The organism is Trichloromonas sp., assembly GCF_034006665.1.
Taxonomy (GTDB): Bacteria; Desulfobacterota; Desulfuromonadia; order Desulfuromonadales; family Trichloromonadaceae; genus Trichloromonas.
Window position 1 is genome coordinate 1 of record NZ_JAVESI010000008.1, and the last position, 17,695, is coordinate 17,695.

General features: G+C 62.5%; 19 protein-coding genes. 17 read left to right on the forward strand and 2 right to left on the reverse strand.

The annotated features are described in order from the left end of the window. A partial coding sequence (locus RBR25_RS04910) for a transposase (protein WP_432818421.1) occupies nt 1-368 on the forward strand: 368 nt, incomplete at its 5' end. 101 nt (nt 369-469) lie between these two features. On the opposite strand, the gene RBR25_RS04915 is transcribed toward RBR25_RS04910, so the two are convergent. Next, complete coding sequence (locus RBR25_RS04915; RefSeq protein ID WP_432818422.1) at nt 470-796, reverse strand: type II toxin-antitoxin system HicB family antitoxin; 327 nt, start codon at nt 794-796, stop codon at nt 470-472. Then, entirely contained in the window at nt 793-1,047 is a 255-nt protein-coding gene (locus RBR25_RS04920) for a type II toxin-antitoxin system HicA family toxin (protein WP_432818423.1), read from the reverse strand. Before RBR25_RS04920 ends, RBR25_RS04915 begins: the two co-directional genes overlap by 4 nt. A 305-nt stretch (nt 1,048-1,352) precedes the next feature. Between RBR25_RS04920 and RBR25_RS04925 the strand changes: the two genes are divergently transcribed. The 16 genes from RBR25_RS04925 to RBR25_RS05000 all read left to right on the forward strand — a co-directional run bounded on the left by RBR25_RS04925 (nt 1,353) and on the right by RBR25_RS05000 (nt 17,694). Continuing rightward, nucleotides 1,353-2,213 (forward strand): hypothetical protein, encoded by an 861-nt coding sequence (locus RBR25_RS04925; RefSeq protein WP_432818424.1) that lies wholly within the window; start codon nt 1,353-1,355, stop codon nt 2,211-2,213. Nucleotides 2,214-2,451: 238 nt separating this feature from the next. Further along, nucleotides 2,452-3,336: an ATP-binding protein gene (locus RBR25_RS04930; RefSeq protein WP_432818425.1), complete on the forward strand. Its 885-nt coding sequence runs from the start codon at nt 2,452-2,454 to the stop codon at nt 3,334-3,336. 2 nt (nt 3,337-3,338) lie between these two features. Next, the gene (cmoA, locus tag RBR25_RS04935) at nt 3,339-4,070 is read left to right on the forward strand and encodes a carboxy-S-adenosyl-L-methionine synthase CmoA (RefSeq protein WP_432818426.1); all 732 of its coding nucleotides are present in this window, start codon (nt 3,339-3,341) and stop codon (nt 4,068-4,070) included. 2 nt (nt 4,071-4,072) lie between these two features. Then, on the forward strand, nt 4,073-5,041 hold the full coding sequence (gene cmoB / locus RBR25_RS04940; protein ID WP_432818427.1) for a tRNA 5-methoxyuridine(34)/uridine 5-oxyacetic acid(34) synthase CmoB: 969 nt from the start codon (nt 4,073-4,075) through the stop codon (nt 5,039-5,041). Between the two features lie 103 nt (nt 5,042-5,144). Beyond that, nucleotides 5,145-6,263 carry a hypothetical protein gene (locus RBR25_RS04945; protein WP_432818428.1) on the forward strand — a complete coding sequence of 373 codons (1,119 nt, stop codon included), beginning with the start codon at nt 5,145-5,147 and terminating at the stop codon, nt 6,261-6,263. A 40-nt stretch (nt 6,264-6,303) separates the two neighbouring features. Beyond that, a complete protein-coding gene (locus RBR25_RS04950; protein WP_432818429.1) occupies nt 6,304-7,740 on the forward strand; it encodes a FlgO family outer membrane protein in 1,437 nt (478 codons plus the stop codon). 32 nt (nt 7,741-7,772) lie between these two features. Next, nucleotides 7,773-8,501 (forward strand): 3-oxoacyl-ACP reductase FabG, encoded by a 729-nt coding sequence (gene fabG / locus RBR25_RS04955; RefSeq protein WP_432818430.1) that lies wholly within the window; start codon nt 7,773-7,775, stop codon nt 8,499-8,501. 191 nt (nt 8,502-8,692) lie between these two features. Further along, nucleotides 8,693-9,913 (forward strand): beta-ketoacyl-[acyl-carrier-protein] synthase family protein, encoded by a 1,221-nt coding sequence (locus RBR25_RS04960; protein WP_432818431.1) that lies wholly within the window; start codon nt 8,693-8,695, stop codon nt 9,911-9,913. Then, nucleotides 9,910-11,364, forward strand: coding sequence for a phytoene desaturase family protein (locus RBR25_RS04965; protein WP_432818432.1), 1,455 nt, complete (start codon nt 9,910-9,912; stop codon nt 11,362-11,364). The genes RBR25_RS04960 and RBR25_RS04965 overlap by 4 nt, the downstream gene beginning before the upstream one ends. Next, nucleotides 11,355-12,590 (forward strand): beta-ketoacyl-[acyl-carrier-protein] synthase family protein, encoded by a 1,236-nt coding sequence (locus tag RBR25_RS04970; RefSeq protein WP_432818433.1) that lies wholly within the window; start codon nt 11,355-11,357, stop codon nt 12,588-12,590. Before RBR25_RS04965 ends, RBR25_RS04970 begins: the two co-directional genes overlap by 10 nt. Next, entirely contained in the window at nt 12,583-12,846 is a 264-nt protein-coding gene (locus RBR25_RS04975; protein WP_432818434.1) for a phosphopantetheine-binding protein, read from the forward strand. Before RBR25_RS04970 ends, RBR25_RS04975 begins: the two co-directional genes overlap by 8 nt. Continuing rightward, nucleotides 12,806-13,660 carry a lysophospholipid acyltransferase family protein gene (locus RBR25_RS04980; protein ID WP_432818435.1) on the forward strand — a complete coding sequence of 285 codons (855 nt, stop codon included), beginning with the start codon at nt 12,806-12,808 and terminating at the stop codon, nt 13,658-13,660. The genes RBR25_RS04975 and RBR25_RS04980 overlap by 41 nt, the downstream gene beginning before the upstream one ends. Next, the gene (locus tag RBR25_RS04985; protein WP_432818436.1) at nt 13,654-14,967 is read left to right on the forward strand and encodes a phenylacetate--CoA ligase family protein; all 1,314 of its coding nucleotides are present in this window, start codon (nt 13,654-13,656) and stop codon (nt 14,965-14,967) included. Before RBR25_RS04980 ends, RBR25_RS04985 begins: the two co-directional genes overlap by 7 nt. 83 nt (nt 14,968-15,050) lie before the next feature. Further along, complete coding sequence (locus tag RBR25_RS04990) at nt 15,051-16,646, forward strand: HAL/PAL/TAL family ammonia-lyase (protein ID WP_432818437.1); 1,596 nt, start codon at nt 15,051-15,053, stop codon at nt 16,644-16,646. Beyond that, on the forward strand, nt 16,646-17,080 hold the full coding sequence (locus tag RBR25_RS04995; protein WP_432818438.1) for a 3-hydroxyacyl-ACP dehydratase: 435 nt from the start codon (nt 16,646-16,648) through the stop codon (nt 17,078-17,080). Before RBR25_RS04990 ends, RBR25_RS04995 begins: the two co-directional genes overlap by 1 nt. Continuing rightward, nucleotides 17,077-17,694, forward strand: a complete 618-nt coding sequence (locus tag RBR25_RS05000) for an outer membrane lipoprotein carrier protein LolA (RefSeq protein ID WP_432818439.1) — start codon at nt 17,077-17,079, stop codon at nt 17,692-17,694. Before RBR25_RS04995 ends, RBR25_RS05000 begins: the two co-directional genes overlap by 4 nt. Nucleotide 17,695: the final 1 nt, after the last annotated feature.

Genomic DNA, 17,695 nt, shown 5'->3' on the forward strand with positions numbered 1-17,695 from the left:
GACGACGCGCCAAGGAGAAGACGGCAGCCTTCCGTGAGGTGTATCGTTTCCGCGCCGGGGCGGAAGCCACCATGTCCGACCTTGACCGCGTCACCGGCATCAAGCATCTGCGGGTCAGGGGCATGCGCCAAGTCCGGCTGGCGGCGGTCCTGAAAGCGACGGGATTGAATATCCTGCGCGCCACCGCGTTCAGAAATCGCCAAAAACCCAAAGGTACCCGGGAAACGGGAACGAATCTTTATCCAAATGACGTTGTTGGCAGTTTCAAGGAACTATCAAACCCGCTGCGGGGATATCTACGACATCTTGCCGAGTCTTTTCGGCCCGGCAACAACCGAATTGGTAGGCTCATGCCTCAAGCCGCGTGAGCTTTTTTCGCGAGTGCATCAAGGAAGGTCAAGGAAAAAGCCGGCAACTATGTGGCTGTAGCGGAGCAAGATGTGACCCCGATTCGGGGGGCTCTCGCCGCTCAGGAGGCTTTCGAAAGAACGTCCGCGGCCCATTGATTGAGGCTCATGCCGTGGGCTTCGGCCATCATTGCCGCGCGGGCGTGAACTTCGGGCGGGACGCGCAGCATGAGTTTGCCCGAATAGGGGCGTTGCGGCGTCTGGCCGACTTTTTCGCAGGTCGCCAGATAGTCGTCGACCGCTTCGCGAAAGGCTTCGCGCAGTTCTTGGACGCATTCGGCGTGGAAGCCAACGACGTCCCTGATGCCGGCGATGCGACCGATGAAGCAGCCGTCTTCTTCGCTGTACTCGATACGGGCGGCATAGTTTTTATAGGTCATGGTACTCATGGTTTGACTCCCGCGTTTTCCAGAAAGGTTCTGGCGTCACGCTCTTGGTAGGGTTTCGCTTCTTTTTCCGGATGGGGGCGATGAAAAGTGCCGATGACGCCGTTCAAGACGAAACGCACACGCGATCCGTTTCCCTCGATAGTTTGCGCACCCAACGCAAGAAAAAACGACTCGATGCGCCGCCATTCCAGCGTGCCGGGAACCGGCTGGGAGAAGATGGCGACAAGGGTCTTGCGGTGGCCGTTGTTCATGGGAGAAAGAATAACAGGGAGAGGGCGAGAGTGCAATCGGATTTTGATAGCTTATTCATGGCAGTGTCAGGAGGATAGCATTGAAGCAAGATGTGCCCCCGGCTACCACCCACCAACCGCTACTTCCGGATCCAATCAGTAAACACCCCCAATGGATCTCTGCAATAATTACACAGATCCCCGACTTGACTTGAGATCAATTAAAGAGCTAGATTGACCATATCCATCATTTACATATAAAAACTAAAATTCTCTTTCATATTTAGTAGCACTTGAAATTTCACTTCTATGAATGGAGGTTCGTCATGACTAAAAAAATCAATTCGATGATCTCGTTTATTTTTTTTATTGTGGTTGGCTGTGGTGGAGGTGGTGGAGGTGGAAGTGATTCTGTTACAAGTAATGATTCAGAATTACAAACTCCAGGCATTTTCGAAAAAACTTATGATATCTTAAATTCATTCATTAAACCGACAGAAAACCATGGAGCATCTCTGAGCTCAACGGGGGCTCTTGGAAATATCTATGGATGCAGTGAAGAATATGGAATTTCTGAGCAAGAACTTCATGATTTTGCAAAAGAAGAATCGGATTACAGCCTATGTGGAACTCAACAAGACAATACAAATCGTCTGTGTATTTACCCTGGAGAAAATTCCTACAGAACCGTTGAAAATTCCAGCAGCTTAAATTATCCAGATGCTATGCAAGAAAAAATAACAATAATTTTACCTGATTCACAAGTCTTAGTAACAAACACATACTACAATGAAATGAACTACGAAGCGGAATACGAAGCTTCAAACGTGACATATTCTTGCAATGACCAATATAATCCACCAAATACAACGTACACAAATTCTGATATTTTTTCTAATTATCAATCATTGGCTATCGACGTAAATCATAATGGTACACCAATCACTTCAAGAGCAGGTGATTTGACCTGTAACATCAATGGTTGCGAGGGCATAGTTAAAATTTCAAATATGGAATTCAATGAATTAATCGGGGCATGGGAAGGTGAGATGTTTTTTGATGGGAGTCAATACAAAATGATCTCAACAATGTCGCCTAACAAACAAGTAATTGTTTTTTCAGGCTGTGTTGAGCAGCCCCCAAAAAACTCATCAAGCTGTATCTATGTTGGTGCAGTAAAGAAATAAAAAACTATCGCATCAAAGCCAATCATCAAGCCACTCTTGGTCTAAAACCCATGGGTGGCTTTTTATTTCCATACAGAGAGGCAGAAATAATCAACCTAGAATCATTACAAGCGGGAGTCCATCCCTTTTCTTGACACCCCGGGGGTAAAGTTGTATGAACAAACCCGGCCGCAAACGGGATTTTATTTTTTCCTCCTTTGGCGACCGCTGGTCTTTTCGACACGCAAGGAGTCGCGTCATGATGAATCTCAAACCCGAAGTCGTCGCTCAGTTGGAGCGGGTGCTGTCGTCGCTGGAGCAGTTGCTGCCGACGGCGGTGGGGCCGGTGGACTGGAGCGTCTGCCATGCCGCCAACTGGCGCCGCCATTCCTTTTCCGGCTATCTGGAGCCGGTGGAGGCAGTCCCCTCCACCCGCCTCGACGATCTGCTCGGCATCGACGAACAGAAGTCGGTCGTTGAAGTGAATACCCGCCAGTTCCTCAAGGGCTATCCGGCCAACAACGTGCTGCTCTGGGGGAGCCGGGGCACGGGCAAGTCGTCGCTGGTGCGGGCGCTGCTCAACAGCTACGCCGATCAGGGGTTGCGGGTGATCCAGGTGGACAAGGAGGATCTCATCCATCTGCCCGGCATTTTCTCCGCCATCAAGGGCCAGCCCTACAAATTCATCCTGCTCTGCGACGACCTCTCCTTCGAACACGGCGAATTGACCTACAAGATGCTGAAAAGCGCCCTCGACGGTTCGGTCTACGCGGCGCCGAAGAATGTGCTCATCTACGTCACCTCCAACCGCCGCTATCTGATCCCTGAATATCCCACCGACAACCTCGGCTCGAAGCTGGTCAACGGCGAAGTCCATCACGGCGAGGCGATCGAGGAGAAGATTTCCCTCTCCGACCGTTTCGGCCTGTGGGTGGCCTTTCACGTCTTCACCCAGGATCACTATCTGCGGGTGGCGCAACAGTGTGTGGAAAAGCTTTGCCGCGAGCAGGGGGTGCCCTCGCGCTGGTCGGAAGAGGCGCGCAAGGCCGCCGTTCAGTGGTCCCACGACAAGAGCAAGCGCTGCGGGCGTACCGCCCTGCAGTTCGCCAGTCACTGGGTCGGCCGCGATTTGCTCAAGGGCTGAGCATGACCAGGAAGGATCGCATCTTCGCCGAGCCGCGTCCGGCGGCGCCCTTCGCCTTCACCGCTGAGGTGGCCGGGGTTTTTGACGACATGCTCGACCGCTCGGTTCCCCTCTATCGCGAGAGTCTGCGCCGGCAGGCGCAGCTGGCGGCCCGTTTTTATCGGCCCGGCACCCGCATCTACGATCTCGGCTGTTCCAACGGCAATTTCGGCCTGGCCCTGAGTGCGGAAATGGGGGGGCGGGATTTTGCCATGGTTGCGGTCGATAATTCGGCGCCGATGCTCGATCTCTACCGGGCGCGGCTGGCGGCGACCGCTGTCGGTGAGGGGGTTGTGCTGGAGGAGGGGGATGCCCGCCGGGTTGCTATGACCGACGCCTCGGTGGTGGTGGTCAATCTGACGTTGCAATTTCTTCCCCTGGAAGATCGGGACGCGCTGCTGAGGCGGGTCCATGAGGCGCTGGTTCCCGGCGGTGTCTTGCTGCTGACCGAGAAGGTGGTGGACGGGGATGCCGCCCTGGCCGAGCTGGAGCGGGAATTCTACTACCGCCTCAAGGGCGAAAACGGCTATTCGCAAATGGAGATCAGCCGGAAGCGCGAGGCGCTGGAGAATGTCCTCATCCCCGAGACCCTCGACGCCCACCAGGCGCGGCTGACGAGGGCGGGTTTTAGCGCCGTGACGGTCTGGCTCAAATGGTTCAATTTCGCCGCCCTGCTGGCGCGCAAGGCGGACTAGGCGTGGAACGACTGCCGGCACAGGCCGACCGGCTCGGCCTCGGCCCCTGGAGGGAAGCGTTGGCCGAACTGATCGCGGCCAGGACGCGGATGATCGCGGGGGACGGCAAGGGGCGGCGCTATCTGGCCAATGAGGCGGGCTTGCCGGAGGTTACGCCGTCATCTTTCGATCTAGCCGGCGACCGGGTGCGTATCGGCAGCGCCGCCGATCTCGCACCGGGACAGGAAGCGACGCTGCGAAGCGCCCTGGAAACTCTCCAGCCTTGGCGTAAAGGGCCGTTTAACCTCTTCGGCATCGAGTTCGACAGCGAGTGGGATTCCTCGCTGAAATGGAACCGCCTCGCCGGACACATCGCCCCCCTCGCCGGACGCCGGGTGCTCGACATCGGCAGCAGCAACGGCTACTACCTGCTGCGTATGGCCGCGCACAAGCCGCAACTGGCCCTCGGCGTCGAACCTTACCTGACCTACTTCTTCCAGTTCCAACTTCTGCAACATTACGCTCGCCGCCCGGAGCTTTTCACCCTCCCCGTCACCTTCGAGGAGTTGCCGGTGCTCGAAGGCTACTTCGACACGGTCTTCTCCATGGGGGTCCTTTCCCATCGCCGCTCCCCCCTCGACACTCTGGCGGCCATGCGCCGGGTGCTGCGCGGGGATGGTCAACTGGTGCTGGAAACCCTGGTTCTGCCCGGCGACGACGAACGGGTGCTCTGCCCGGACGGGCGCTACGCCAAGATGAACAATGTCTACTTCCTCCCTACCGTCCGAGTGCTTTTCGGCTGGCTGCGCCGTTGCGGTTTCAAAGATGGGCGCTGTATCGACGTCAGCCTCACCACGGCGACTGAGCAGCGCGCCACCCCCTGGGTCGGCACCGAATCGCTGACCGATTTTCTCGATCCGCTCGATCCCGGCCGTACCGTCGAAGGCTATCCGGCTCCCCGCCGGGCGATCCTGCTGGCTGAGGCGCGCTGAGTCCGCCGGGGGATAAAAGGGTGGCATTTTAGCCGGGACCTATACTAGAATCATCATTCAAACCATGAGGTTTCCTCGCTTTGCCTGCCGTCGGGAGGGTCTGATGAAAAGACTGTTGTTGAGCCTGTTTGCCGTCTGCCTGCTGCTGATTCCCAGTTACGTCGCCGCCGAAACTCCCAGCGGCGATTTCACCGTCGATAGCGAAGGCATCGGCAACACCCGGGAAGAAGCGCTGCTGCTGGCCAAGCGCGAGGCCATCGAAAAGGGGATCGGCACCATGCTGGTGTCGGAGACCGAGGTCAAGAACTTCATGCTGCAGAGGGATGTGGTCATCACCCAGACCGCCGGGTCGGTGCGTCGTTACGACGTCCTGCTGGAGCAGCATCTGCCCGACGGCACCTGGCAGGTGCAGATCCGCGCCGTCGTCTCCCTCGACAGCATCCGTGCCGACCTGGCCGCCCTCAAGATTCTCCTCGAATCGATGGACAAGCCGCGGATGATGGTGTTGATCAAGGAAGATGGCGGTAACTACGCGGAAAACGCGGTGGTCGATTACCTGCGCGGCAAGGGATTCGATCTGGTCGACCCGGCGCAGACCGCCGCGCTCATGAACAAGGGAGACGACCTCATCCAGCGCGCGACCCAGGGCGATCCCGTGGCGGCGGCGAAAATCGGCGCGGACAACGGCGCCGAATATGTGCTGGTCGGCACCGTCAGCAAGTCGCAGGTCGCCAATCCCCTGCTGCAGAGCAGCGGCATGGTTTCCGGCCAGGCCAGCCTCACCGCCAAGGTGGTGAACTGCTCTAACGGCCGCATCGTCGCCAGCAAGGCGGCGAGCGGCGCCAGTCCGCACATCTCGGCCGACGTCGCCCAGTCCCAGGCGGCCGGCAAAGCGGCCAAGAAACTCATGGATGACGAACTTTTCGAGGCCATCGTCGCCTCCTTCCAAGATACGGTGAACAACGGCATCAACCTCGAAGTCACCGTGCGCAACGTCGCCGACTACCAGGCACAGAAGGGGATCGCCGCCTTCTTCGAAGGGGTGACCGGGGTCAACTCGGTGACCAAGCGCGGCTTCGGCAACGGCGAACTGAAGCTCTCCGTCCTCTATCGCGGCCAAGCCGAGGCCTTCTGCGACGCCATAGACGGACAGAGTGTCACCGGAAAAACCCTGGCCGTCACCTCGGTGGCGGGCAGCGGCATCGTCATGGCGCTGAAGTAAGCGTGACGCCTATTCAACCCCGATCCGGAAAGGTCTGCCGATGAGAATACTTGCCGGAATCTTCCTGCTCCTCGCCTTTGGCCTGGCGCCGGTCTCCGCCCCGGCCGAATTTACCAAGACCAAGATCGCCGTCCTCGACTTCCAGATGCAGGGGGAGGAGCAGGAAAACCAGGACATGGGGAGCATCGTCGCCGAGTGGTTCATCACCGCCATGGTCAAGGAAGGGCGGTTCGATGTCATCGAGCGGCGGCTGCTGGAAAAGATTCTCAGTGAGCAGCAGTTGGTCATGACCGGGGTTCTCGACGAGAGCAGCGCCACCCAGATCGGCAAACTGCTCGGGGTCAAGGTCATCATCTCCGGTTCGGTGATGAAGGTGCGGGAGATGCTCGAAGTCAACGCTCGCATCATCGACGTGGAGAACGCCTCGATCATCGCCGCCGAGAGCGTCAAGAGCTCGACGGCCTCACGTCTGCAGGATCTGATCGTCGAGATGTCCGCCAAGATCATCCGCAACTTTCCCCTGGAAGGCTATGTGGTCGACCGCGACGGCAAGAAGGTGACCATCGATCTCGGTAGCCGCGCCGGGGTCAAGCCGGGGATGGAGTTTGTCGTCTACCGCGAAGGGGAAGTGATCAAGCACCCCAAGACCGGCGAAGTGCTCGACGTCGAGCGCATTCACACCGGCCGGGTGCGGATTCAGAGCGTTCTCGGCAAGATCTCCGAAGGCGAGGTCCTCGACGAACAGGCGGACGACGCCATCAAGTACGGACAGCTGGTCAGTAGTGTCATCACCGGGAGCAACGGTGGAAAGCAGCTGCCCGTAACCTCTCCGGCCGAACCGGCCGAGAACCTGCCCAAGGGGCGACTCTATGTCAGCTCCGAACCAGCCAGGGCAAAGATCCGGATTCTCAACATCGGCCCAGTCTATCGCGAGGGGATGGAACTGGCTGCTGGCTCCTATCACGTTGAGGTTTCCGCCCCCGGCTATCGCACTGATCGTCAGTGGGTGAAGCTGGCGGCGGGGGAGGACCGTCGGGTGGCGGTGAGCCTGCGCCCCGCGCCGGTCGAAGTGGCGCCGCCGCTGGCTCCGACTCCGATGGCGCAGACGCCGCCGACCAGGGTTGCCGCTCCGCCGCCGACCGTTGCCGCCCGTGCTCCGGCGGCCAAGGGGGAGAGTCGCTATATCAAGATGCTCCGTTCCGGCAACCTGCGGAGCAAGACCGATGCCGGCAAGCTGATCGTGCGGGAAGGGGTCAAAGATACGGCGGTTCTCGATGTGGTGGAACAGGAATTGCTTAAGGGCTACCTGGCCAGCGGCAACGACCGCGCCGCCGTCGAGGCCATGTCCTGGCTGTGCAAGGCGCTGGGCGCCTCGGGAAACGGCAAGTACCGGGGAACCCTGCAAGCCGTGGCGCAGAAGGCGCCGCACCGCAAGCTGCAGAAGTATGCCCAACAGAGCCTGGGGCAGTTGCGCTAAAATGGACATTACCCGCCAAGGATAGGCATGTCATGAACACACGTGGAATTGCCCTGGTGACTGGGGCAAGCAAGGGCATCGGGGCGGCCATCGCCCTGGAACTGGCTCGGGAAGGGTTTGAGATCTGGCTCAATTACGGCCGGGATCATCAGGCGGCGGCGAAGACGGCGGCGGCAATCGAAGCACTCGGCGTCGCTTGCAAACTCCTTCCCTTCGACGTGGCCGACAGTGCGGCGGTCAAGGCGGCCCTGGAGCCGCTTCTCGACGAGGCGACCCCTTTCGTGCTGGTCAATAACGCCGGCTTCGCCCGCGACGCTCTGCTGCTGTGGATGACGCAAGGGGAATGGCGCGACGTGCTGGCGGTGCATCTCGACGGCTTCTACAACGTCACCAAGCCGGTGGTCAACGGCATGGTCAAGGCGCGCCGGGGGCGGATTATCAACATCGTCTCCACCTCAGGCGAGAGCGGCATCCCGGGGCAGGTCAACTATTCGGCCGCCAAGGCCGGGCTGATCGGCGCCACCCGCTCCCTGGCGGCGGAAGTGGCCAAGCGTAACGTCCTGGTCAACGCTGTCTCCCCGGGCTTCATCGACACGGAGATGCTCAAGGGTCTGCCGAAAGAACGGATTCTGCCGATGATCCCCTTAGGCCGTCTCGGCACCGCCGAAGAAGTAGCGGGGCTGGTCGCCTTTCTCGCCTCGGACAAAGCCACCTATATCACCGGTCAGGTGTTCGCGGTCAACGGCGGCGCCCACATGTAAAGGCTGATGAAAAACGCCCATCTGCGGCGTTGCCCTCATCCTCGTCGCTGCGACGTACCTTAGGGTACGACTCGCTCCTCGAATTTCGGGCGCCTTGCATCTGGGCATTTTTGCTCAGCCTTAGGCACACCGGGGTCTGCCTATTTGTTGGCGGGGCTCCCCGAAGAGCCCGTTTTTACTAAAAGGATGTTATGCATAAAGTCGCCATCACCGGCATCGGCATCGTTTCCTGTCTCGGCTGCGACCCGGATACGGTCGGCGCGGCCCTGCGCGCCGGACGCTCGGGCATCGTCATTGACGAGGAACGGCGGCGGCGGGGATTTCGCAGCCCCCTGACCGGAGTCATCCGCGATTTCGACCTGGCCCGGGTCTTGAGCAAGAAGCAGCGCAAGACCATGCCCGACTTCGCCGTGCAGGCCTATGCCGCCGCCCGCGATGCCCTGGACATGGCCGGGCTCGGCGGGGACGAGATCGCCAACGATCGCACCGGGCTGATCTTCGGCTGCGATTCGACCTGCCTCGCTGCCGTCGAGCAGGTGGAGCTGTTGCGCGAGCGGGGGGCGACCATGCTCATCGGCAGTGGTCAGGTCTTCCGTTCGATGAATTCCACCGTGACCATTAATCTCAACACCCTGCTTCGCACCCGGGGGGCCTGCTGGACCCTCAGTTCGGCCTGCTCCAGCGGTGGCCACGCCGTCGGCCAGGCCGCCGACCTCATCGCCTTCGGCCGTCAGGACCGGGTCATCTGTGGCGGCGCCCAAGAAATCAACTGGGAATCGATGTGCAGTTTCGACGGTCTCGGCGCCTTCTCCACCCGATGCGATGCGCCCGAGGCGGCCAGCCGCCCCTTCGACGCCCGCCGCGACGGGCTGGTGCCGAGCGGCGGGGCCGCGGCCCTGGTGCTCGAACGCTACGATCTGGCCGTGGCCCGCGGGGCGGAGATCCTTGGCGAGGTGGCGGGTTACGGTTTTTCCTCGGACGGCGAGCACCTTTCGGTGCCGAGCCGCGACGGTTTGCGTCGGGCCATGCGCATGGCCTTGGACAATGCCGCCATGACTCCGGCCGAGGTCGATTATCTCTGCGCCCACGCCACCTCAACTCCGGCCGGCGATACGGCGGAGGCGGAAAACATTCTGGCGGTCTTCGGCGAGCGGACCCCCTGGGTTTCCTCCCTCAAGGCGATGACCGGTCACGAGTTGTGGATGTCCGGGGCTTCCCAGGTGGTCTATACGACGATCATGGCCCGTCAGGGCTTCATCGCTCGAAACCTCAACTTCAGCGAGCCGGACGAGTGGTCGGCGCGCTTGCGGATCGTCACTGAGACCCTTTCCCGCCCGCCGGCAACGGCGCTTTGCAACTCCGCCGGTTTCGGCGGCACCAACGCCTCCCTGGTTCTGCGTTTTCCCCGGTGAGCTACGATTGGCTGGTCATCGGCGGGGGTGCGTCCGGCCTGACCGCCGCCGTGATTCTCGCCCAGGAAGGTTATCGGGTCGCCCTGGTCGAGAAGAGTCCTTGCCTCGCCCCCCTGCTGCGTGGCTTCCGCCGGGGGGATTTTCATTTCGACACCGGTTTTCACTATTCGGGGGGGCTGGGCCGGGGGGAGATTCTCGACCTCTTCTTCCGCTCTCTGGGGTTGTCCGAACGGCTGCGGGCAACGCCCTTCGATTTGTCGGGCTTCGATCGGGTGCGCGCGGGCGGCGAGGAAGAGTTCGCCTTTCCGGTCGGGATGCAGAGGCTGGAAGAGGCACTGTGCCGGGCCTTTCCCGGCCAGGAACGGGGGATCGCCGGCTATCTCGCCGAAGTCCGGCGGGCCTGCACCGTTCATCCCTACCTCGATCTGGAAGCGCCGCTGGAAGGAAGCGGCACCCTCTTCGGTCTCGACGGCACCAGTTTGCGGGAAATGCTCTTGCGCTGGACGGACGAGCCCCGGCTCCAACGCCTGCTTGCCGTCCACACCCTGCTCTACGGCGTCCCCCCGGCAGAGGCGCCCTTTGCTTTGCACGCATCGGTGGTCGGCCCTTACTATCAGTCGGTGCATGGTCTGATCGGCGGCGGAGCGGCTCTGGCCGAAGCCTTCGCGGCGCGGCTGGCGGAACTGGGGGTCGATGTCTTTCTCGGCCAGGGGGTTCGTGAGCTGCTCTTCACCCCGGCCGGGACCCTGCGCGGGGCGCGGCTGGAGGACGGAACGGAGTTGGGAAGCCGGGGCTGTGTGGCGACGCTGCACCCGGCCCTGCTGCCGGGCCTGGTGCCGGAAGGGGTTTTTCGGCCGGTCTACCGCCGCCGCCTGCTCGCCCTGGAGGATTCCCTGCCGGCCTTCACCCTCTACGGGGTCTGCCGCAAGTCGAACGACCTGCTGCACGGGCGCAACATCTTCCTGCTTGGGGCCGACGACAAGGGGCTGGAGGATACCATCTATCTGACCGCGGCAGATAACGGACCGGCGCGCGCTTCCGGGTTGGTCGCCATTGCTTCGGAGGCGCCGGGCGGGACGGATCGCTGGAAGGATTCCGTCCGCGGCCGTCGTCCGGCCGGCTACGAGGCCTACAAGGCCGAGCGGGCGGCATCTCTGGTCCGGCGCATCGAGGAGGCCTGCCCAGAGTTCGGGGGGGTCGAGGTGCTGGCTACGGCGACGGCATTGACCATGCGCGACTATCTGCATACCCCCTACGGGGGGCTTTACGGGGTCCGCCATCGTATTGGCCAGTTCAATCCCCAGCCGCGGACGCGGGTCGCCCATCTGCTCCTGGCCGGGCAGGGGGTGGTCGCCCCCGGGGTGCTGGGGGCAGTGCTGTCGGGTTTTCTCACCTGTGGCGAACTCATTGGTCATGAACGCTTGCGGGAAAGGGTGAAAGCATGTCGCTGAAACGGGTGGTGGTAACGGGGCTCGGGGCGGTTACCCCCTACGGCGCGGGGATGGACCTCTTCCTCGACAGCTTGCGCGCCGGGCGCGGCGCGGTACGCCCCGTGCCCGAGCTGGCCGCCATTCAGGGGTTGCGGGCGCGGGTCGCGGCCCTCGTTCCGGAACTCGACGCCAAGGTTGTTCCCCGCAAGTTCCGCCGTTCCATGACGCCCATGTCAGTCTACGCCGTCCTTGCCTGCCAAGAGGCTCTGGCGCAGGCCGGTCTGGGCGAAGGGGAATGTCAAGGCGGGCGCCTGGGGGTGGTCATCGGTTCGACGGTCGGCAGCATTGAAGCTTCGGAGTCTTTTTTCGCCGATTTTTTAACCGACCACAGCCTGGAGCGGATGAAATCGACCCTCTTCTTTCAGATCATGAACCACTCCTGCGCCGCCAACGTCGCCCAAGCCCTCGGCATCGCCGGCCGCATTCTTGCTCCCGCAGCGGCCTGTTCCACCGGCAGTCAGGCGGTCGGCTACGGCGCTGAGATGATCGCTCTGGGCAAGCAGGAATGGATCTTGTGTGGCGGCGCCGATGAATTCCATCCCCTGACGGCGGCAACCTTCGATGTGATGAACGCCGGTTCCACCCGCTATAATGACGATCCCGCACGCACCCCGCGCCCCTTCGACCGGGACCGGGACGGCGTGGTCTGCGCCGAGGGCTGCGGCATCCTGCTCCTCGAAGCCCTCGACTCGGCCCGGGCTCGCGGTGCCGACATCCTCGCCGAAGTGACCGGCTTCGCCACTCTTTCGGCACCGAGCAATATCGCCAACCCCGACGCCGAGGCCATTGCCCGATGCATGGCGGAAGCGTTGGCCGACGCCGGGGTGACCGCCGCCGACATTGATTACGTCAACGCCCACGCCACCGGCACCGAGCTGGGGGATCACGCCGAGGCCGAGGGAATCTTCCGCCTCTTTGGCGACGGGGTGCCGGTCAGCAGCCTGAAGGGGCATATCGGCCACGCCATGGCCGCCAGCGGCTCTCTGGAACTGGCGGCCTGCGTTGCCATGCTCGGGGATGGTCGCCTCATCCCGACCCGCAATCTCGACCAGGTCGATCCCGAGTGCGCGCCGATTCGCCATGTGCGCGGTCTCGAAGCGGCGCCGGTGAATACCATTCTCAAGAACAGCTTCGCCCTCGGGGGCGTCAATTCATCCATCGTCTTAAGGAGATACCGGCATGACTGATCAGGAAATCATCGAGCGGATCAACGCCTCGCTGGCCGAGGAGTTCGAGCTCGATCGCGCGGATATGGTTCCGGAAGCGACCATCTATGAGGATCTTGGCCTCGACAGCCTTGATACCGTCGATATGGTGATCGTGCTGGAGGCGGCTTTCAAGTTCAAGATCCGCGAGGAGACGGCCATTCGCGAAATCCGCACCCTGGGGGATATCCATAACTTTGTCATCGGTAAATACCGTCGGCAGGATGGGGCGGCTTGAGCCGATGGAGGTGACGGCGGTGGCGACTCTCGGGTCTTGCGCCCAGCGCGGCGGCGTATCGTTTTGGCTGACGGCGCTGCTCATGAATCTGACGGTCTATCCGCTGCTGGCTCTCTGGACCCTGTTCGGCCTGCTCACCCTGCCCCTGACCCTGCCGTTGCTCCGCCTGGTCAGCGGCTGGTCGGCCCAGCGGACAATGCGCTATCTCATCTGGGTCTACGGCCAGGGCTGGCTGCTGATCATGCGCCCCTTTGTCCGTTTCGAGACGGAAGGGCTTGACCCGGAAAAACTACATGCGCCGGCGATTCTGGTGGTCAACCATCTTTCCTTCTTTGATACCTACTGCATGGCTCTGCTCCCCTGTTTCGACGTTAATTTTGCGGTGCGTTCCTGGCCCTTCCGGATGATCTTCTACGGTTTCGTCATGCGCCGTGCCGGCTATCTCGACGTGGAAAGCATGAACTGGCGCGAGGCCCTGGCTGCCGGCCGGCGGGTGCTGGAACAGCCGGCCCTGCAGCTCTTCTTTCCCGAAGGGCACCGCAGCCGCGACGGGCGCTTGCAGCGCTTTTATTCCGGCGCCTTTCGCCTGGCCAAGGAAACGGGCACGAAGGTCATTCCCCTGTGCCTGACCGGCACCGATACCTTGCTGCCGCCGGGACGTTTGTGGCTGTGTCCGGCGCGGGTGCGGCTACAGGCTCTTGAGCCCGTCGACCCGGCGGAGTTTCCCGGCGAGAATGGTCATGTGGAGATGCGCAAGGCGGTCAAGGAGCGGATGCGGCGGCACCTGGAAGGGGGCGGGGAGCGGCGATGCTGAGCGGAAACGCCTTCGTCGGCGATGCCGGCATCGAATTCCGCGCCCAGGAGGAGATTCGCGGACTTCAGGAGCAACTGCTGCGCTGCCATCTGACCTATCTCGCCGAACATTCTCCCTTTTACCGGCGGCGTTTCGCCGAGGCCGGGGTCGACCCCGCCGCATTCCTCGGCTTGGAGGATCTGCACCGTCTCCCCTGCACCGACAAGACCGATCTCGCCGACCACAACGAGGCATTCCTCTGCGTACCGCCGGACGAAATCGTCGATCTCTGCCTGACCTCGGGGACGACCGGCCAACCGGTGGCCATGCACCAGACCCGCGCCGACCTGGAAAGGCTGACCTATAACGAAGAGATCTCCTTTCGTGCGGTGGGGATCGGGTCCGCCGACCGGGTGCTGATCGCCGCCGCCATCGATCGCTGTTTCATGGCCGGGCTCGCCTATTTTCTGGGTCTGGCGCGCATCGGCGCCACCGTCATCCGCGGGGGATCGAGCAGCGTCGCCATGCTCGAAGAACTGGTCATCCGTTATCGCCCCACCGCCCTGGTCGGAGTGCCGACCCTGCTGCTGACCCTGGCCGACCGGCTGCGGGCGCGCGGCGTCGATCCCCGGCAACTCGGGGCGCGGCGGCTGGTCTGCATCGGCGAGCCGGTGCGCGCCGCCGATCTTTCCCTGTCGGCTCTTGGCCGGCGTTTGCGCGAGTCCTGGGGGGGCGAGGTTTTCGGCACCTACGCCAGCACCGAAATGGCGACCTCCTTCGCCGACTGTGAGGCGGGACGGGGCGGGCACCTTCACCCTGAACTGATGATCGTCGAGATCGTCGACGAGGCCGGGAACCCTCTGCCGCCGGGCTCTCCCGGCGAGGTGACGGCGACCCCCTTGCAGGTGACCGGAATGCCGTTGTTGCGCTTCAAGACCGGCGACATCGCCATGCTGCATGCGGAGCCCTGTCCCTGCGGCCGCAACTCCCCGCGCCTCGGCCCGGTCCTCGGGCGCAAGGCGCAGATGCTCAAGGTGCGTGGCGCCACCGTCTATCCCCCGGCGATCCAAGGGGTTTTGCAGGAAATGCCGGAGGTGCGCGGCCACTATATCGAGGTTTATGACGACTTCGCGCTTTCCGACCGCATCCGCGTGGTGGTCGGGCTGGACTCCTCCGCCCTCGACGCCGCGGAGATCGCCGAGCGCCTTGCCGCCCGCATCCGGGTCAAGCCGGAAGTCGTCGTTGTCACCCCGGAAGAAGTCGCCCGCCGCACCCTGCGCGAGGACAAGCGCAAGCCGGTGACCTTTTTCGATTACCGGACCAAGTAGGGACAGGCATGGGGGACTGCCCCTACGCTCCGATGATTTAACCGTCTGTGCCATAGATTCGATTTTCAGGAAGGCATTTTTTCATGTCCCAGCGTCCCACCGTCATTCTCACCGGTAACGATCTCACCATCGACGATATCATCGCCATCGGCATCGGCGACAAGCGGGTGGCCATCGCCGGCGCCGCCCGCGAGCGCTGCGCCGCCAGCCGTGCCTTTCTCGAAGGGGAAGTGGCGGCGAAACGGGTCATCTACGGGGTCAACACCTCCTTCGGCCCGATGTGCAACAAGATCATCAGCGACAACGAGATCGAGGCCTTGCAGGTCAACCTCATCCGCAGCCATGCCGCCGGCCTCGGCGAGCCGATCAAGGATTACATCGCCGTCGCCATGCTGGCGGTGCGCCTCAACACCCTGGCCAAGGGCTACAGCGGGGTGCGTCTGGAACTCCTCGATTTCATGGTCGAGCTGATCAACCGCCGCGTCGCTCCCTATGTTCCCGAGTGCGGCAGCGTCGGCGCCTCCGGCGATCTCATCCATCTTGCCCATCTCGCCCTGGCGATCATCGGTGAGGGGCGGGTCTTCTATCAGGGGGAGTTGCGGGAAGCCGCCGAACTCTACCCTGAGCTCGGCCTGAGCCCCATGCGCCTCTCTTTCAAGGAGGGGATCGCGCTGATAAACGGCACCAGCGCCATGACCGCCCTCGCCGCCTTCGCCCTCTTCGGGGCGAAAAAGCTGCTCAATATCGCCTGCGTCACTGGCGCCTTCGCCCTGGAGATCTTCGGCGGCATCGACGACGCCTTCGACGCCGACCTGCACCGGGTCAAGCCCCATCCGGGCCAGCTGGTGACGGCGGAGACGATTCGCAACCTTTATCAGGGCTCGGGCAACATCACCTTGCGTCAGGATATGCACGAGCGTATCCGCCGCGAGCAGACCGAGGGGCTGGTCTTCGAGACGAGCATCAACGTGCAGGATGTCTACTCGATCCGCTGCACCCCGCAGGTGCTGGCGCCGGTGGCCGAGGCCGTCGAGCTGGCGACGAGCACGGTAGAGACCGAGGCCAACTCCTCCAACGACAATCCGATCATCATCCCCGAGGAAAAGAAGGTCATTCACGGCGGCAACTTCCACGGCCAGAGCATCGGCTTTGTCATGGATATGCTCTGCATGGCCGTTTCCACCCTCTGCAACCTCTCGGAGCGGCGCCTTAACAAGCTCCTCGACAAGAACCTCAACGAGGGCCTCCCCGAATTCCTCATCCCCGGCACCCTCGGATTGACCATGGGTTTCATGGGCGCCCAGTACCTGGCCACCTCGACCACCGCCGAGAACCGCCAGCTGGCGGCGCCGGTGAGCACCCACAGCATCTCCTGCAACGCCTCCAATCAGGACGTGGTGAGCATGGGCACGGTCGCGGCGCGCAAGGCCTTCCGCGCCATCAGCAACGCCAAGCATGTGGTGACCCTGGAAGTGCTGGCCCAGTTGCAGGCCCTTTCCTTTCGCAACGCCGACCGCCTGGGCCGGGGGACCGGGCGCATCCACCGGCTTCTCGCCGGGCACTTCACCCCCTACGACAACAGCCGGATCTTTCACGAGGATCTGGTGAAATTCCGCAAGCTGCTCTTCTCCAGCCAGCTCTTCGACGACCTGGCGGTCTATGGGCGGGAGGAGGGCTGATGGACCTTTCCCTGCCCCTGGCGGCGGAAGCCCTGATGCCCCACCGTTTGCCGATGCGCCTGGTCGACCGTCTGGTGGAATATGGCGGCGACTCCGGCGTGGTCGAGGCCGAGGTGGCGGCGGGCAATCCCCTGCTCGACAGTGCGGGCCGGCTCGATGAGGTCGCCCTGGCCGAGTTGCTGGCCCAGGCTTACGCCCTGGTCAAGGGCTTCGGCGCCCGGCGGGACGGGGAACCGATTCGCAAGGGCTTTCTCGTCGGTTTTCGCGAGTTCGTCTGCGCGGGACCGGCGCGGCTGGGCGACCGGCTGCGCATCGCCGTGCGCGCGGTGGCGGACGTGGAGGACTTCACCGTCGCCGAGGGGGAAATCTGGCGCGGCGCCGAACGCATCGCCCACGGCTCCCTGAAACTCTGGATTCCCAAGGAAGGTCCATGAACTATTTGCTGTGGTTTCTGCTTTTCTTTTCTCTTCCCCTTACGGTCTGGGCCGAGCCGACGGCGGAGCTCGACCGGGTGCTGTCTGCCCTGGAGCGCTCGGCGGCCGGGATCGAAACCCTCGCCAGCGATTTCACCCAGGAAAAGCATCTGGAGATCTTTCGGGAAACCCTGGTCTCCACGGGGCGCTTCTATTTTGCCAAGCCGGATAAACTACGCTGGGAGACGACCGCGCCGGTTACCTCGGGCTTTCTGCTCAACGGCTCCGGCGGCAAGCGCTGGCATCAGCGGGCCGGAGCACCGGTCCCCTTCGACCTCGGCCGCGAGCCGGGGATGAAGCTGATCGCCGAGCAGCTGCTGGCCTGGGCGCGGGTCGATCTCGACTGGTTGCGGAGTCACTACGCGATGACCCTGGTCGAGGAGCATCCGGTGGCGCTGCGCCTGATGCCTCGCCAGGAGGGGGCGCGGGACTTCCTCGACCATCTGCTGATCCGCTTCGACACGGAGGGGCGGCATGTGGCGAGCGTCGAGGTCCATGAGGCGGGGGGAGACCGCACCCTGATCCACTTCTCGGCGACGCTTCTCAACCAGCCCCTCGACCCCTCTCTCTTCTGAT

Bases quoted from the DNA above. Each gene is read 5' to 3' on its own strand.
- RBR25_RS04915 (WP_432818422.1), bottom strand. From the start codon at position 796: ATGAGTACCATGACCTATAAAAACTATGCCGCCCGTATCGAGTACAGC.
- RBR25_RS04920 (WP_432818423.1), bottom strand. From the start codon at position 1,047: ATGAACAACGGCCACCGCAAGACCCTTGTCGCCATCTTCTCCCAGCCG.
- RBR25_RS04925 (WP_432818424.1), top strand. From the start codon at position 1,353: ATGACTAAAAAAATCAATTCGATGATCTCGTTTATTTTTTTTATTGTG.
- RBR25_RS04930 (WP_432818425.1), top strand. From the start codon at position 2,452: ATGATGAATCTCAAACCCGAAGTCGTCGCTCAGTTGGAGCGGGTGCTG.
- cmoA (WP_432818426.1), top strand. From the start codon at position 3,339: ATGACCAGGAAGGATCGCATCTTCGCCGAGCCGCGTCCGGCGGCGCCC.
- RBR25_RS04945 (WP_432818428.1), top strand. From the start codon at position 5,145: ATGAAAAGACTGTTGTTGAGCCTGTTTGCCGTCTGCCTGCTGCTGATT.
- RBR25_RS04950 (WP_432818429.1), top strand. From the start codon at position 6,304: ATGAGAATACTTGCCGGAATCTTCCTGCTCCTCGCCTTTGGCCTGGCG.
- fabG (WP_432818430.1), top strand. From the start codon at position 7,773: ATGAACACACGTGGAATTGCCCTGGTGACTGGGGCAAGCAAGGGCATC.
- RBR25_RS04960 (WP_432818431.1), top strand. From the start codon at position 8,693: ATGCATAAAGTCGCCATCACCGGCATCGGCATCGTTTCCTGTCTCGGC.
- RBR25_RS04970 (WP_432818433.1), top strand. From the start codon at position 11,355: ATGTCGCTGAAACGGGTGGTGGTAACGGGGCTCGGGGCGGTTACCCCC.
- RBR25_RS04975 (WP_432818434.1), top strand. From the start codon at position 12,583: ATGACTGATCAGGAAATCATCGAGCGGATCAACGCCTCGCTGGCCGAG.
- RBR25_RS04985 (WP_432818436.1), top strand. From the start codon at position 13,654: ATGCTGAGCGGAAACGCCTTCGTCGGCGATGCCGGCATCGAATTCCGC.
- RBR25_RS04990 (WP_432818437.1), top strand. From the start codon at position 15,051: ATGTCCCAGCGTCCCACCGTCATTCTCACCGGTAACGATCTCACCATC.
- RBR25_RS04995 (WP_432818438.1), top strand. From the start codon at position 16,646: ATGGACCTTTCCCTGCCCCTGGCGGCGGAAGCCCTGATGCCCCACCGT.
- RBR25_RS05000 (WP_432818439.1), top strand. From the start codon at position 17,077: ATGAACTATTTGCTGTGGTTTCTGCTTTTCTTTTCTCTTCCCCTTACG.